The organism is Sphaerospermopsis sp. FACHB-1194, from assembly GCF_014696235.1.
GTDB classification, from domain to species: domain Bacteria; phylum Cyanobacteriota; class Cyanobacteriia; order Cyanobacteriales; family Nostocaceae; genus Sphaerospermopsis; species Sphaerospermopsis kisseleviana.
Map to the genome: position 1 here is coordinate 41,023 of NZ_JACJPU010000036.1, position 15,873 is coordinate 56,895.

The following is a 15,873-nucleotide window of genomic DNA, read 5'->3' on the forward strand; positions in this document are numbered from 1 at the left end:
GTGGTAGATGTTTTTATTTTCTCACGCAAAGGCGCAGAGTCGCAGAGAGGAAGAGAGATTTTTAGGCTACTCCATAATCTGTATAGGGACGTTTATAAGGAGGATGTAAACCTAGTACAATATCTTCTTTGGGAACGCCCATTTTTACTAAGTCTGCGGCGGGATTTTCTTCTGTTAAATTTTGTTGTAGCCAAATTTTGCCGTTTTTAATATCTAGGTGGATGATAGTTATATACACGCGGTTTAAATTTTCCCATCCCACGTTCATCCATTGATAATGGTCGTTTTCTGTGTCAAAGATCAGTTGTACATCTACTTCGTTAGTGGAAATATCGTCTTTGGCGTAATTTGTGAGTAGGGTTTTAATGTATTCTCGATATTTGGTTATTTTATCCATTTTACAATCACCTCATTCTCTGGTTCATATACCACTAATAAAACTTGATACCTTTTGAGAGCTATTTGTGTAAACTCAAGTTGAAAAAATGTCTGATAAACTTCAAATGGAACTGCCATATATAGTATACAATCTGCTTCAATAGCTTCTAAAGCCAGACGATAACTGAGAAACTGACCCAAAGCAGCATAAAAATCGGTAATAGCGGAAGGATTGATAAAACTTTTGGTTTCTACTGCGATTTTCTCATTTTCTCTTTCAGCAGCAATTAATTTTTCAGCACCTAAGTCAATTTTAAATTTGACGCTGCCAAATTTGAATTTTAGTGGATCATCTGTAATTAACCACTGCTCTTTTTGTAAAGCGGTTTTTACTGCTTCGTGAATATATCTTTTGCAGACACGGGTAACACCAAATATAAACTAGCTACCTACATTTTATGGGGAAGATGGGAGTTGAACCCACAACCGTCCCCTTGGAAAAGGTTCTCGTAAGAACCCTTTTCAAGAGGGGGCTCTACCATTGAGCTACTTCCCCAATAAGTTATTTACTTCATCATAACTCAGTATAGCACCGAATGTAATTCTTGCAAAGTGTTGAAACTTTTTTATAAGTTTTTCTCTGTCTTTATTTTCCCATGATTGAATAGGCTTATACTGATCTTCAAATTCCTTAATCAGATATTTATAGAGGTTATCTACACCAATCTTGGTAATTATCAGATGATCAATTTTTTCTGATAACCTGCGAATAATATTTAAAATATCAATTAATTCCATAGATTCAAAGTGATAAACTTGTTTTTTTGTAAAGTCTAGTACCTTGACTTGAAGATTATTTTCTCCTAACCAAAATTTGTTTAAGTCTTTGCCATTTTCTTTTATACAGTCTGCAATCTCTTTTTGATATGCACGTTTTTCATCTCTGTGAACAATGCTATTACGTCTCAAAGATATATATTCTAATGTCTTAAACTCTATTTCTAACAATCCATCGGTATCTATTATTTTAATATTTTTCTCGACTTGGTCTAATATTTTATTAGGAAATAATTCAGGTAGACTTGTAATATAAGTTTTTGCAAAAGAATAAACATCTCTCAAATAAATTTCAAACTGAGAATAACTTAAAACAAATAAACTGCGTAGAATAAAATTTCTAGTTTTTTCACTCTCATCTATAATTTCTGTCATCCGTGAATTAAACTGATCGGCAAACTTGTTTGTTAGAAATAAATCACTTGTATATTTATCTGGATTATATTCTATTTTCGACTTGTTATCAATAATGAATTGTTCAGAAATAAAAATAAAATGTGAATAATGTGTATTTAGTTCTGAAATTTTTTGATGTAATACCACAAGTTCTTTACTACGCATTTTAAATATCTATCCTATAATTTAGATGAAACCGATTCTGTTTATTATGTTCCAACAAGTTCAATAAATGAAATATAACCTAAATAATCAGCAGGTACAATATTATTCAACACCAATAATTCTGGAATCATAACTCGCAATTTTTCTGTTAAAACTTCAATTGTCGAAGCTTCTGTAACCAAACCTGGTACATCTTCGCTAGTTGCAACCCAAACTTCTGTTTCTGCATCCCAGAATGCTTCTACTTGATAAGTGATTTGTGTCATAATTCCACAATCTCTAGACTGAACATAAAAAAGAATGAATTATCAATCAAGATAGAATATATATTATACTTCATTTTCTATGTTATTAACAAAATAACATTACTTTTTTCTTGCTTTTTCCTCTCTTCCTTCTTCCTTCCTCCTCTCTTCCTTCTTGTCCTTCGCTCCTTCGTGGTTCAATCCTATCTTTTTTGGGTCTTCATTACATATTATGCTAGATTGCGTTCACAAAAACCATAAAACCCTTATGATATAATAAATACGGGCATTATTTATTAACATTTTAGGTATTTGTCATGGGATATGGCTTTTTGCCTTTATTTTTAAACACATTTTTGATGTTTAATTAATAGTTTGGCATACTAGGTACTGAAGAACCTCTTTTTTTAAACGAACCGCTCCAGACGCAGAGAACGCAGAGAAAGAAGAATTTTTACCTTCTTCTCTTCCTTTGCGCCTTTGCGTCTTTGCGTGAGAAAATTCCTCTAAATAAACTTAATACTTCCTCTCTTTTGGCTCAAACATATTCACCACCACCGGCATATATTGAATATCAATACCCGCAGGTGAATAATATGCCATTGTATGCTTCAAAAACTTCTCATCATCCCGATTTGGAAAATCTTCCCGAAAATGCGCTCCTCTACTTTCTTGACGATTAAATGCAGATTGTAAAATCGTATTTCCTACTACCATTAAACTTTTTAATTCCAACGCTTCTACTAATTCCGTATTCCAACAACTGCCTTTATCATCTAAATAAATATCTGTATATTTCTGTTGTATTGCTCCTATTTTCTCCAACCCTTCACTCATTAATTCAGAGGTTCTAAATACTCCACAAAATTGAGTCATTGTATCTTGAAATTCTTGGCGAATTTGATTTATGCGATATTTTCCTTTTTGATCTAATAAACTTTGAATTTCTTGTTTTGCTTTTGTTATATAATGTTGTTCATTTATTGCTGGTAATTTGCGGTTTTGCACATATCTAGCTATACTGTCCCCAGTACGTCTGCCATAAACTACACATTCTAGCAGCGAGTTACTACCTAAACGGTTCGCGCCATGCACAGATACACAAGCGGTTTCCCCAGCCGCAAAAAAACCTTCTACCAACTCATCTGCACTGCGGCGCACTTGTCCATCTGTGTTCACTGGTATACCACCCATGCAATAATGAATAGTAGGACGTACTGGCATGGGTTGGGTGACTGCATCTACACCAACTAAACGGTGTGCTTCTTCCCAGCAGAAGGGTACACGACTCATGATTTTTTCTTTACCCATGTGTCGCAGATCCAAGTAAACAAAGGGACCGTCGGCACTACCGTCAGTATTAATACCTCTTCCTGCGCGAATTTCGTAGGCGATCGCCCTGGATGTAATATCACGGGGTGCAAGTTCCATTCTACTTGGGGCATAATTCGCCATAAAGCGATCGCCTTCAGCATTAATTAAATAAGCACCTTCACCCCGTACTGCTTCGGAAATTAATACCCCTACCGGATACAACCCTGTTGGGTGAAATTGCACAAATTCCATATCTTCCAACGGTAAACCAGCCAAAGCTGTCATTGCCAAACCATCACCAGTGGAAGCATAATCATTAGAAGTAGTGTTATAAACACGACCATATCCCCCCGTTGCAAACATCACGGCTTTAGCCCGCACTACTTCAATATGTCCATCTACCAAGTGAAACATCACCAAACCCTTAGCCTGTCCATCTTCTAATATCAGGTGCATTACATACCATTCTTGGTAAATTTGCACACCATGATGGCGTAAGTTATTGACTAATTCATGTAAAATTGCATGACCGGTTTTATCAGCAGCGTAACAGGTGCGGTTATGGGAATGTCCACCAAACGCCCTTTGAGCAATTCTACCATCCGGTAAACGGGAAAATAAAACTCCTAAATGTTCTAGATCAATCACCACATCTGACGCTTCTTGTGTTAGAATAGCTACAGCGTCTTGATCCGCCAAATAATCAGAACCTTTAACCGTATCAAAAGCGTGTGCTTCCCAACTATCTTCAGGATCAACATTTTTTAGAGATGCTGCCATCCCCCCTTGGGCAGCCACTGAGTGGGAACGAATAGGATGGGTTTTAGCAACGACGGCAACTTTTAAACTGGGATCAGTTCTAGCAATTTCTAACGCCGCTCGACATCCCGCTAAACCACCACCAACAATAATTACATCATGTTCTAACATTTTATTTTCAATCCTTAATTCCAAAAAAATACCCTGTCCATAAACAGGGATACTATTCTTCATTATCAATTCTTAGTTTATTCCCAATCACCAGTCACCAGTCACCAGTCACCAATATTAACTGGTAGCTTGAACAGGCTGTTGTTGAGAAATATTACCAGGTATAGGTTCAGTTTTTGTTCCTGGTTCTACGGCAGCCAATTCGATATGATTTAACAACGTGGTAACAAAAGCAAACAGCAAGAAAGGCAAAGTGAGAACAATCACAAGTCCTACCGTAGCTAAAGCATAGACTGGTCTTCTAGCGCCCATCAATGCTAAAGCTGATGCCAAACTAATGGTAATTGTAATTAACCAAGCAATGATTTGACCGTATATATCGCCAAATGTCAAGGTGCAGACAAAGCGATAGTTTTGAATATTATTCTTATTCATCATTATTTGCCTCAAGTCTATCCTATAGGTTCTACCTTAGAACCATGTTTGGCTGACGGACGATTTCTCAATATTTTTCCAAAGTTTGTAATATCACTTAACAATTTAGTGGTTTTTTCTCTTGTGCAATACAAAACTTACACACCTGTAGAATGGTCTGTGATGGCTATCTAGTCATAGTTCCGAGCTTTGTTAAAATTTCTTGTTAAGAATTTCTGTATAATTAATCAGATATCAGTCAACCCTACAGATGAAAATACCACAAATAAAACTGTAGTAAAACTATATCAGTCAATTTATTGATTCCCAACTAGAACAAATGAGTGAAACCAGGCCACGCAGAATCATTATTGGTGATGTACATGGTTACTATCAAGGTCTAATGATACTTCTGAAGGAATTTGCCCCTACATCAGAAGATCAAGTTTATTTTTTGGGGGATTTAATAGATCGTGGACCACAAAGCGCACAGGTAGTAGATTTTGTTAAGAAAAATAACTATCCTTGTTTGCTCGGTAATCATGAGTTGATGCTTTTAAGTGTAATGAGTAAGGATTTTAACTCTAATCAAACAATACAGGCATGGCTTTATAGTGGCGGACAAGCAACGATTACCAGTTATCAATCAGCACAAATTCCCCAAGACCATCTAGATTGGTTGGCAAATCTACCAACATATCTTGATTTGGGAGATGTTTGGTTAACCCATGCAGGTGTTGACCCCAGAAAGTCTGTCTCTGAACAAACCTCCCAGGAACTTTGCTGGATACGTGATGAATTTCACAGCATGGAACTACCATACTTTAGTAATAAGTTAATTATTGTTGGTCATACCATCACCTTCACTTTACCAGGGGTTGCCCCTGGTCAATTAGCACAAGGAGAAGGCTGGTTAGATATTGATACAGGTGCTTATCATCCCCGTAGTGGTTGGTTAACCGGATTGGATATTACCAACAACTTAGTTTATCAAGCCAATGTGTTTAACAACAAGGTTCGTACTTTGCCTTTGGAAAAAGCAGTTACGAGGATTTCACCACATCAGATCCAAGTCAGTCGTCGCCATAAGCAACGAGTCTATTGACACTTGCCTGTTGAAAAACAATATATCATGACTGCTCCACGCATGGGCAAGCCGTTCGCCTACATCCACCGCCTGATAGCTTGCGTGGCGAAGCCATAGTACGATCAAGTATCTCCGCCACGCTCCGATACTTGATCGGGCGTGGTTTTGGCTCACTCGATTTTCTTATAAGCTGCATTATCTAAGCCATCATTGCTATGACTTGGCAAACTGTCTATTTGGCGTTGAAGTGACTTAATGCGATCGCTTGCTCCAGGGTGTGTACTCAAAAAGGTGGGAATAACACTTCTTCCCTGTAACTTTTTCATAAACGAAACCATCGCAGAGGGAGCATAACCAGCCTGTGTTAAAATTCTTAGTCCTCTTGTGTCAGCATCATATTCATCCTGACGACTGCGAGGACGGTTGAGAGCTAAATCAACACCTATAGCTACAGCTTGACTGCGATTTAAGCCAGTAGCTGTTGCTATACCACTAGCGATCGCTCTTTGTCGCATCTGCTTAACCAAGTGTTTACCCTCAATATGCCCCATTTCATGGCCAATAACACTCGCTAATTCTGCTTCATTTTCCGCAGCTTGTATCAATCCTGTATTTATATAAACGAAACCGCCTAAAGTTGCAAAAGCATTTACCGCATCATCTTCAACTACCTGGAAAGTATAAGGAATATTAGAGCGATCGCTATTAGCTGCTAACCTTCTACCAACTTCTTCTATATAGCTATTAAGCTGCCGATTCCGGGAAATTCTGACCTCTTGGCGCAGTTCATTATTCATCTGCCTACCAAGCTCAACTTCCTGACGAGTAGATAAATTAGATAATTGAAATACTTGTACACCTTTGAATAAAAGTGGTAATAAGTCTATGGCTTTGCTGGGCAAGGGTGTACTCAAGCACAGACTTATAGCAACAATTACTGAAATCAACGGATATAACCAGCGCCGCCGCCATACACGGTAACTTGCCAAAAATTTATTCCAGTTAATCATAATCAGCGTGACAAGAGAGTTGTGTGAGAACTGAAAATAAGGACGCATTTACAGCTTACTAGGTTGCATTCTCAACTCAATCCCTAAAGTCTACGCTATGATTAAAAATCAGAAATTGTCAACTGTTCTATCAGCCAGCCTGATCCTAACTATACCAGCCATGATAGACTGTCGCATAACTGCACTATTCAACCGTATTAATTGATTATCTAGTAGGAACAATTGTTACTTCCCTTGAAAACTCTGTTTTAATTCACCCCAACCTCAAAAAAACTTGTTATGCGTATTTTAGATTCCAAAGGTCGCTTATTCGGCAAAATCAACTTACTAGATTTGGGTGCTGCGCTGGTAATCTTATTAGTGATCATCGGCATCTTTATATTTCCTGGAACATCCGGTTCTGTTGCTCAAGTCGGCACAAAGACAGTACCTATTGAAGTAGACTTAGTAGTGCGTGGTTTAAATGTCCGCAATCCTGAGCAGTTATTTAAACAAGGATTTATCAAAGGCGGTAAAACAAATGTAATTATTCGTAATCAACCCTACGGACAAATTGGCATTAAATCTATTCAACAACTAGCAAGAACTGTCACTGTGCCCCAACCAGATGGTACAGTTAAAGAATTAGCAGATCCAAGGGCAAACAATTTTAGTACAGATTTTCTTTTGACATTAGAAGGCAAAGCTCAAGTTACTGATAGTGGTCCAGTTTTAGGTAATAGTAAAGTTAAAATAGGTATGCCTTTTGAATTAGAAGGGTTTAACTATAATTTCAACGCTTCTGTCATTGATATTCGTTTACAAGATAAATAATATTTTGGTAATGGGTAATGGGTAATGGGTAATGGGTAATTGGTAATGGGTAATTGGGAAAAATAAAATTGATTACCCAATCACCAGTCACCAGTCACCAGTCACCAGTCCCCAGTCCCCAATCCCCAGTCCCCAATCACCAATCACCAATCACCCATTTAGCAAAGTTAAAAACTTACGAATTAATCCAATTGTCACCGCAGGTAATTCTAATTGGGGAGTTAATCCCACATTTTCTAAAGGTTGAAAAAATCTAATACTTTGGGGATTCATTTCTGAAAAACGACGACCAATATCAGGACCTGTAAATTGTGATTTTTGTCCCCAAATAATAGCAGTGGGAGTTGTCAACTGTTGAATGTAAAGAGATAAATCAAAACATAAGTCTCCCCGAACAAAAGATAAAGCTGCATATTCAGCATTTGGTTGTTGGGCAGATTGTAAATAAGCGTCTACAATTTCTTGATAAACTCGATTTGACTGGGCAAATTGTCGTTGCTCCAAAAAGCTGCGAATACCTGCATCAGTAGCAATACCTGTACTATATAACAAACGGTCAACCACAGGTACACTGATCAACTGGGCAAAAAAACTGCGAGAGTAGTCTTGGCCAAAGTCAGAAAGTCCAGCAGGACTGACAAGAATTAAAGACTTAAATAAATCGGGACGAGCGATCGCCACTCTAATTATAAAAGCTGCGGTCAGAGAAGAGGCTATTACAATCACCGGCTTTGTACAAGTCTGCTCAATAAACTCTTGAATGCTTGTCAAATAATCCTCAATTTTGTAACTGCGTTGCGGATGTTCCGAGCGACCCCAACCGATTAAATCTGGTGCAATAACTTGATATTCAGCCGCAAAAGCTGGATATACTTTCGACCACTCATAAGCAGAAGAACCACCTCCAAAACCATGCAGAAACAACAAAGTTTCCCTGTCAGATTGTTCGCTTTTGTCTTGCCAAGGAGAGCAACTAGCAGTATAATATATCATCCTACCTAATGAGGTATTTATAGAGAATTGCTCAAATCCTAGAGGTTGTAACATAAGTCTTATTTGTTGAAGTTTGTAACTAATCTTACTCGTACCACTTAAATAGCTCTAAAATGCTCACTGATTGGGTACAAGTTTTCCATTCTCGTTTATTATTAACTAACTCAGAACAAGATAACTTCTGACCATCGTGAGATTAAGCGTTAGATTAAGCACAGGTTAGATTTGTCGGCGGAACGTCCATGAATCAAATATAATTCTTGAAAGGTGGACATTCTGTCCCCGAATCAAAAAATCTGATATTAAATAGGTAAAAACTGTGACAAAGGCTTCGTCTTCTTGGCGGCAATTAATCAACCGGCTTCCAGAGATTAAGACAGGAAGCCCAAAGCCGCGAAGATTAAAACATTTATCTGAACCTGGAAGCATTCTTGGTTTCTTAACAATCATCGTTGCTATGCTGTTTTGGAACTGGAAGTTGCTGTTAGCACTTGCAGTTGGCATTGGAGTAATGCTCATCGCTTATGCAATACCTAAATGGAACTGGCAAATAAGTTGGTTAGAAATACGCAGGTATTTAAACAGTGCTAACAGTCGGTTAGCTTTAGCAGTTGCTAGTGGTGGTATTGCTACTTTTATGACTTATATGGCCGCTGCCATTTGGGTTGATTCTCCAAGTCTCTGGATAGCTGTTGGTGCTATTTTGCAAGGGTTTGGGACATTACTAACTTTAATTTTGTTGGTGTGGCAAATCTTCAGCTTTCACGGAAATCAAGAGGAAGAGCATCTGGAACAAGTGTTAAATAACTTAACAGAAACAGATCCTTTAAAACGCTTGCTTGCTGTGCGCCAACTAACTAAATTCATCACTCGTAAACAAGTTGATGTTTCAGTAAAGCAAGATGTTATTGAATGTTTGCAAATTTTATTGAGTAGGGAAGAGGAAACGGTAGTTCGCCAAGCAGCGTTGAATAGTTTGCAAACCGTGGACGGTTTACAAATGGTAATATCCAGCACTGCCAAACCTCTTGTACCCATAACTCAAAAAATCTCTACAACTGTTAAGCAAGAAGTTTATTAGTTAGGGTTTGCTGAAAAAGTCCCTTCGTTGAGGCAGGGAATAGGGAATAGGGAATAGGGAATAGTTTTAGCTATCTGTTATCCCCAGATTTTCTAATTTATCAGACCCAAAATGCACAGTTTTTAAGGTATACCCTTCAAAAATCTTGCACTTTCTTTCCTCCTGATCAGCCTCAAACCTTTGATTTACGAGTATTTTGGGTTTATTCAGCAACCCCTAGTTAGTTCTCAGGGAATGGGGAATGGGGAATGAGGAATTGGGAACAGGTAGAAAGTTATTCTTCCACCTTATCACCAATTACCCATTCAAAACCCAGCACTGTGGATACTCCTGGCAGTCAACCGATAAACAAAGGCTTTGAGTACAAACTCAGGCAAAGCCAGCATTCGTCGCCAACGCCAAGGCTCTTGATACAAACGATACAACCATTCTAAATTGTTATTTGCCAACCAACGGGGAGCGCGAGTTTTTCTCCCAGACCAGATATCAAAACTACCACCAACCCCGATCCAAATTGCTTGAGGACAGAAATGGCGGTTTTTAGCGATCCATAACTCTTGACGTGGTACACCTAAACCAACAAATATTACTTGTGGTTGCAATTGAGTTAAAGTCTGCTGTAGTATTTGTTCTTCTTCTGGGGAATGATATCCAGAGTGAGTCCCTACTATATTCAAATCTGGAATTTGCTGCTGCCACAACTTTGCGGCATTTGCAGCTACTCCCGTAGCTCCTCCATAGAAAAATATTTTGGTGTCTGTTTTTTGTTGAGCGATTTCTTGTAACAATTTTTCTGCTAATTCAATTCCTGGACAACGTTTTACTTTTTGCCTGAATAAATACTGCAAATACAAGACTACCCCTGCTCCATCTGGAATCACCAGATCAGCATTTTGAATTACTTCTGCTAGGGAGCGATTACGCTCTGCTTGCATAGTCATTTCTGCATTAAGCGTGACTACATGAGTTCCCCTACCTTCTTGGAGGCATTCTAGCAACCAGTTGGGATAGTTTGTCATCAGATGAACTGGTAAACCTAATACTGAAAATTTTGTATCTAATTTATACATAGTAGATTCTTATGAGATTTACACTAAATTATTTAGAAGCTTAGTTTATCAAATTTTTTCCCAGACGGATTGTAAATATCAGCTTACTTTTTGCACCATTCTTCTTTGACCTAAAAATCATCGGTTTAAGCTGTTGTGCATTTAATTTGTATAAGTGGAACAGGCATCTTGCCTGTTAAATAAGAGTTCAGAATATTAGGATTATACAATTTAGCTGTGTAACAGCTTTACCAGACAAGGATGGTATGAAGAGTAGTAGGCTTTGCGTTATGGAATCGTGGGCTATTAACTGCTAATAAGTGATATCATGTACAGCTAATTACTAAAAATCAATAGTTTTTTCCTGTTCATTGTGAAGAGTTACCTGCCATAAAAGTATCTAAAAATATGGTCAGATATGACTGAGAAAGAGGTAAAAAAGCTTAAACTCATGGTGGTAGATGATGAGCCAGACAATCTGGACTTGCTCTACCGCACTTTTTGGCGAGACTTTAAAGTATATAAAGCCATTAATGCCCATGAAGCTTTGGCAATTTTAGATCGGGTGGGGGAGATGGCTATAATTATCTCTGACCAAAGAATGCCAGATATCAACGGGACTGAATTTTTCAGTCGGACAGTGGAACGTTTTCCCGACACAATTCGTATTTTACTGACTGGTTTTACGGATGTTGAAGATTTGGTGGATGCAATTAACTCTGGTCAGGTGTTCAAGTACATCACTAAACCTTGGAAACCTGAACAACTCAAGACATTAGTTGAGCAGGGACGGGATACTTATACTTTAGTTAAAAAGCGTACAAGAGAACTCCGCCATGCTCTGAAAAGAGAATCTTTATTTAATGCTGTAACCACAGCAATTCGAGAATCTTTGGACTATGACAGCAGCTTACAAAAGATTGTGGTAACTATTGGACAAACATTTGCTGCTACCAGTTGTGTATTGAGAATAGTAGAGGGCGATCGCCTGACACAAAACCAGTTTTCCTATCATGCTCCTCACTCCTTAGAAATCACCCCACCTCTAGACTCTATCCCTTTAATTACAGAAGTTCTCCACACCCAAAAATATCAATTAGCTCAAGATACTTATGATCAAAATCCTTATCACTACCTAGTTGTACCTTTTAGCTACCAGCAGCACTTACTAGCTGTAATGACTCTTTATCAATGGGGAAGTCAACAACCTTGGCAAGATGAAGATATCCAACTAATTACAGGTGTGGCAGAACAAGCAGCTTTAGCCCTCTCCCAAGCTAAACTCTACCAAAGTCTGCAAGAAAAACAACAGCAAATCCGGGTTGAACTGCAATTAGCCCGCCAAATTCAAAACAATCTGCTCCGTCAAACCTTACCAAAAATTGATGGTGTAAAAATACAAGCTTGCTGTCACCCAGCACGGGAAGTAGGAGGAGATTTTTTTGAAGTCTTTGTCCATCCTCAAGGTGATTTGTGGCTGGCTGTGGGTGATGTTTCCGGTAAAGGTGTACCAGCGGCTTTATTTATGGCCAGTGCTATTTCTCTGTTGCGTCGGGAATTATCTCAAGAATCACCAGCGGAGCCGCATATTGTTATGCAAAATCTCAACTATGCTCTAGCTGATGACTTAATCAGTAACAATTATTTTATTACTCTTGTTATTGCATCTTATAACAGAACTACCCAGGAACTTGTCTATGCTAATGCCGGTCATATCTATCCTTTCTTGTGGTCAAAATCAGCAACTTTAGTCACTCAACCGCATTACCTCAAAGTCCGTAGCGTTCCCCTGGGTATTTTACCCCAATGGCAAGCACAGTCAGGGCGCTTAATTCTCTCTCCTGGAGATACCCTACTATTAGCTAGTGATGGAATTACAGAAGCTAAAGTATCAATAAATTCAAAAGGTTCTATAAAAACTGATAGTAGCACTACACCTAATAACTTTTCTATGCTCAAGCAAGAAGGTATTTGGCAACTTATACAAGAGCAGTTTCAACCTTTATCTCTTGAAAATTTACTCACTCGTATTCAAACAAATAATCCTGTGCAAGAAGATGACCAAACTCTACTTTCCCTGGAGGTTTTGTAACTAATGAAAAGTGAGCTTCATGTGCCAAGTGACTTGATTTTTGTCAATATTGTCGAAACTTGGTTGCTAGGATGCTTGAAAATCCATCTGGGAGACTCTGTAGATTGGTCAGAACAATCAGGTCGTCTCCGTTTAGCATTGGTTGAAGCATACACTAATGCTGTACGTCATGCTCACAAAGACCAGCCTGGCTCGCCAATTTTACTGCGTTTGGAACTCAATGATTGCAAGTTGGCGCTCGAAATTTGGGACTATGGTCAAGGTTTTGATATATCTACTTACTTTCCTCCCCATCCTAGTCAAAAACAAGAAGGTGGTTATGGGTGGTTAATTATGAATCGTCTCATGGATAAAGTAGAGTATCGTTTGCAGGTTAATGGTGCTAATTGTCTCAAGCTGGAAACTACTATACCCAAACAGGTTAACTGACCGGAAATTTTAGATTTTAGATTTTAGATTAACAAATTTGGTACGCTCCCCTGTCCTTCAGGACGAGAAAATACTCGCTGCGCTGCGTCCGCTTCGCTAACGTAAATCCAAAATCGAATGATCAGCTTTTGGCTGACAACTTTGGTAAGTTATTAAGAAATATGAAGAAAATTAATAACTTTTGCTAAATTTATTTGATTTATTAGTGATATTTATCAAATAATTTAAGATACAAGGCTGCTTTGCAAAATTAGGAACCCGGTTTGGGTAATCAAAGAGCCTGAAGTTGATACTAAATTCATCACCTTGCTTATGAAACCTTTATTTTGCCTATCACCCCGCTATCGTCTTGATGATGAATCTCGTTGGTTAGAAGGTATTGATCCTAGTCGTCACTACTGGATTGCGGTGAATGGAGAGAAAAAGGTAACATTAGCTCTGCCAGGGTTAATAGTTTCTTCGATTGAAGAGTTTAAGCAGGTGATTCGCAAGTTTCGTTCTTTACAACCAGGCGAAATCTTGAATCTAGCCAGAATTTCTAGCCGTTGTTTAATTCGCTGTATTGCTACTAATTGCTATGCTGTAGAAGCAGAAGTCAATAATGCTCCTGTTTGTCATCTTTTTGACCAAGAAACTTTAGAAAGTTTGTTAATGACAGCACATCCAGACTGGCAATGTGCGCCATCAGATATTGAGTTAGGTAGAAGATTGTTGTTGCGTTCTTTAGCACAACCAAGTTTTAGTAAGAGTTAATGCACTTACATATATATTAAGTCAAAAAAGGCACACATCCTCGAATTATCAAGAAATCGAGGATTTTGATGTTAGAGGATTTTTTAAAAGTCTCTCATGATGTATCAAATATTTTCATATCCCCCTAAATCCCCCTTGAAAAGGGGGACTTTAAAGAATTTAGCCCTGCTTTTTAAGGGGGGTTGGGGGGATCAATCAGTGTCATTGATGACAATAAAACACTTTTGAAACAACCTCTTAAATGCTCCCAAACTCTTTGATCTCCTCAGCCTCAAAAAAAGGAATTTTTGGTGAAAACCCCAGTTATATTCTAGAGGAAATTAGGCAATAGATTCAGATAATCGCTGTTCTATCCAAGAGTTAAGGCTTTTACCTTCCTGTCTAGCTTTTATTGCAATTGTTTTGTGCAATTGAGGATTAATTCTCACTACAAATTTACCTGAAAATGGCTTATCTGGTTCTTCACCGCGTTGTTTGCAAAATGCTAAATAATCATCTACTGAATCTTGAAATGCTTTTTTTAATTCCTCTACACTACTGCCTTGAAATGTAATTACATCTCTAATATTAATAACTTCACCGTGAAAAATTGCCGCTTGATCATCAAATTCTACTACTGCTTCATAACCTTTATATTTCATCATTATTGAACCCTGCTTCTAAGAGAAAACGTCGTATAGATTTAACAGCACCTTTGTCTGTTTCTTTTTCAGGATGTGGCCTATGGAAAACTGACCTTACCCCATTGAGAGCAATTCTTACTCTTGAACCAGAACCCTCTGTGATTTCTGCTCCCAGTGCTAAAAATAAACTTTCCGCATCAGTTCAAGGTATGTTTGCTCTGACTGGGTTCTCAAAAATGTCTTGGAGTGTTTTTTGGTGTTTGTTGTTTAGTTCCATTTATATAGTATCACTCTATGATACTATTATCAATTAATATGTGTACATATTGACAAGAATTTTAGTTTGCGTGAGCAGTGGGAAAGGTTAACAGCTATTGTCAGCCCATACTCTGAGATAAGTATAAAAAATATAACTATTTTCAGAAAATATACTACTAGCTTAGAAAAATTACACTTTGTTAAAATGTGTAAAACTTTTACAAGCTATATTTCATGATTACTTTACTCAACGATGCCCTGACGCTGACATACAACCAACTGAGCGTCTTTTCTAGTTTAAATATTTTCTGGCAGGTTTTAGAAACGGCTTTTGGTACGCAATACAACCGTAGTTTTGCGGAAATTCTGCGTTTACAGTGGCAAGCAGGTGATTTTAGTCAACTTCCGCAAATTGAGATTCTTGATAGTAGCATTCTGGGAACTGCTAACGGCGCTTATGCAAGTAGCACGAATAAGATTTATTTATCAAATACCTTTGTTGCTAATGCCATATCAGCAGATATCAGTAGAGTTTTATTAGAGGAAATTGGGCATTTTGTAGATGCTCAAATTAATACATCGGATAGTGCTGGAGATGAAGGGGCGATTTTTGCGGAGTTGGTACTGGGTAATAGTTTGGATGCTGCAACCTTAGAGGTTTTGAAGGGTGAGGATGATACAGCAATTATTGAGGTGAATGGGGAAAGTGTTTTAGTAGAGCAGCAGAATTTTCCAGGAACGTCAGGTAATGACAATATTACGGGAACATCGGGTGATGATGTCATTCAAGGATTAGGAGGTAATGATACACTTTCTGGGTTAGGTGGAAATGATCAATTATTCGGAGGATCAGGTTCTGATAGCCTAACAGGAGGCTCAGGTAAAGATCAATTTGTTTTAGAATATTTCTCATATTCTGATTATGCCCAAGACCAAGATATAGTTAGTGATTTTATCAAGGGAGAAGACCAAATTGATGTCAGAACTATTGGTATTAGTGACTATA

At 38.0% G+C, this 15,873-nt stretch carries 16 protein-coding genes, 1 tRNA gene and 2 pseudogenes; 7 read left to right on the forward strand and 12 right to left on the reverse strand.

All coding sequences use genetic code 11. From position 1 onward, the window contains the following. Positions 1–61 precede the first annotated feature (61 nt). The 7 genes from H6F45_RS18770 to H6F45_RS18800 all read right to left on the reverse strand — a co-directional run bounded on the left by H6F45_RS18770 (position 62) and on the right by H6F45_RS18800 (position 4,700). Positions 62–397, reverse strand: coding sequence for a XisI protein (locus H6F45_RS18770; RefSeq protein ID WP_137668703.1), 336 nt, complete (start codon positions 395–397; stop codon positions 62–64). After that, complete coding sequence (locus tag H6F45_RS18775) at positions 385–783, reverse strand: XisH family protein (protein WP_190348073.1); 399 nt, start codon at positions 781–783, stop codon at positions 385–387. The genes H6F45_RS18770 and H6F45_RS18775 overlap by 13 nt, the downstream gene beginning before the upstream one ends. Before the next feature lie 54 nt (positions 784–837). After that, a tRNA-OTHER gene (locus H6F45_RS18780) sits at positions 838–934 on the reverse strand. Next, positions 925–1,776 (reverse strand): hypothetical protein, encoded by an 852-nt coding sequence (locus tag H6F45_RS18785; protein ID WP_190348066.1) that lies wholly within the window; start codon positions 1,774–1,776, stop codon positions 925–927. The genes H6F45_RS18780 and H6F45_RS18785 overlap by 10 nt, the downstream gene beginning before the upstream one ends. A gap of 44 nt (positions 1,777–1,820) precedes the next feature. Then, positions 1,821–2,042, reverse strand: a complete 222-nt coding sequence (locus H6F45_RS18790; RefSeq protein ID WP_137668706.1) for a DUF1902 domain-containing protein — start codon at positions 2,040–2,042, stop codon at positions 1,821–1,823. A gap of 495 nt (positions 2,043–2,537) precedes the next feature. Next, positions 2,538–4,265 (reverse strand): succinate dehydrogenase/fumarate reductase flavoprotein subunit, encoded by a 1,728-nt coding sequence (locus H6F45_RS18795; protein ID WP_190348074.1) that lies wholly within the window; start codon positions 4,263–4,265, stop codon positions 2,538–2,540. Between the two features lie 117 nt (positions 4,266–4,382). Continuing rightward, on the reverse strand, positions 4,383–4,700 hold the full coding sequence (locus H6F45_RS18800; RefSeq protein WP_096572435.1) for a hypothetical protein: 318 nt from the start codon (positions 4,698–4,700) through the stop codon (positions 4,383–4,385). Positions 4,701–5,019: 319 nt separating this feature from the next. On the opposite strand from H6F45_RS18800, the gene H6F45_RS18805 reads away from it, so the two are divergent. Then, positions 5,020–5,784, forward strand: coding sequence for a metallophosphoesterase family protein (locus H6F45_RS18805; protein ID WP_096572436.1), 765 nt, complete (start codon positions 5,020–5,022; stop codon positions 5,782–5,784). A 152-nt stretch (positions 5,785–5,936) separates the two neighbouring features. On the opposite strand, the gene H6F45_RS18810 is transcribed toward H6F45_RS18805, so the two are convergent. Then, complete coding sequence (locus tag H6F45_RS18810) at positions 5,937–6,776, reverse strand: M48 family metallopeptidase (protein ID WP_096572437.1); 840 nt, start codon at positions 6,774–6,776, stop codon at positions 5,937–5,939. 279 nt (positions 6,777–7,055) lie between these two features. On the opposite strand from H6F45_RS18810, the gene H6F45_RS18815 reads away from it, so the two are divergent. Next, a complete protein-coding gene (locus H6F45_RS18815) occupies positions 7,056–7,589 on the forward strand; it encodes a DUF4330 domain-containing protein (protein ID WP_096572438.1) in 534 nt (177 codons plus the stop codon). Positions 7,590–7,739: 150 nt separating this feature from the next. On the opposite strand, the gene H6F45_RS18820 is transcribed toward H6F45_RS18815, so the two are convergent. Then, the gene (locus H6F45_RS18820; protein WP_190348067.1) at positions 7,740–8,636 is read right to left on the reverse strand and encodes an alpha/beta hydrolase; all 897 of its coding nucleotides are present in this window, start codon (positions 8,634–8,636) and stop codon (positions 7,740–7,742) included. Between the two features lie 265 nt (positions 8,637–8,901). Between H6F45_RS18820 and H6F45_RS18825 the strand changes: the two genes are divergently transcribed. Beyond that, positions 8,902–9,663, forward strand: coding sequence for an armadillo-type fold-containing protein (locus H6F45_RS18825; RefSeq protein ID WP_137669248.1), 762 nt, complete (start codon positions 8,902–8,904; stop codon positions 9,661–9,663). Between the two features lie 305 nt (positions 9,664–9,968). Here H6F45_RS18825 and H6F45_RS18830 read toward each other — a convergent pair whose 3' ends face one another. After that, the gene (locus H6F45_RS18830; protein WP_190348068.1) at positions 9,969–10,733 is read right to left on the reverse strand and encodes a WecB/TagA/CpsF family glycosyltransferase; all 765 of its coding nucleotides are present in this window, start codon (positions 10,731–10,733) and stop codon (positions 9,969–9,971) included. 397 nt (positions 10,734–11,130) lie between these two features. On the opposite strand from H6F45_RS18830, the gene H6F45_RS18835 reads away from it, so the two are divergent. From H6F45_RS18835 to H6F45_RS18845, 3 genes are all read left to right on the forward strand, one after another. Continuing rightward, positions 11,131–12,804, forward strand: coding sequence for a SpoIIE family protein phosphatase (locus tag H6F45_RS18835; protein WP_190348069.1), 1,674 nt, complete (start codon positions 11,131–11,133; stop codon positions 12,802–12,804). Between the two features lie 3 nt (positions 12,805–12,807). After that, positions 12,808–13,233 (forward strand): anti-sigma regulatory factor, encoded by a 426-nt coding sequence (locus H6F45_RS18840; protein WP_096572443.1) that lies wholly within the window; start codon positions 12,808–12,810, stop codon positions 13,231–13,233. Positions 13,234–13,545: 312 nt separating this feature from the next. Further along, positions 13,546–13,986 (forward strand): hypothetical protein, encoded by a 441-nt coding sequence (locus H6F45_RS18845; protein ID WP_096572444.1) that lies wholly within the window; start codon positions 13,546–13,548, stop codon positions 13,984–13,986. A 320-nt stretch (positions 13,987–14,306) separates the two neighbouring features. Here H6F45_RS18845 and H6F45_RS18850 read toward each other — a convergent pair whose 3' ends face one another. Beyond that, a complete protein-coding gene (locus tag H6F45_RS18850; RefSeq protein WP_199301855.1) occupies positions 14,307–14,630 on the reverse strand; it encodes a type II toxin-antitoxin system HicB family antitoxin in 324 nt (107 codons plus the stop codon). Then, positions 14,617–14,796: pseudogene (locus tag H6F45_RS18855) on the reverse strand (type II toxin-antitoxin system HicA family toxin); the annotation flags it as partial. The pseudogene H6F45_RS18855 and the gene H6F45_RS18850, both read right to left, overlap by 14 nt. Before the next feature lie 305 nt (positions 14,797–15,101). On the opposite strand from H6F45_RS18855, the pseudogene H6F45_RS18860 reads away from it, so the two are divergent. Continuing rightward, a pseudogene (locus tag H6F45_RS18860) lies at positions 15,102–15,873 on the forward strand (sodium:calcium exchanger); the annotation flags it as partial.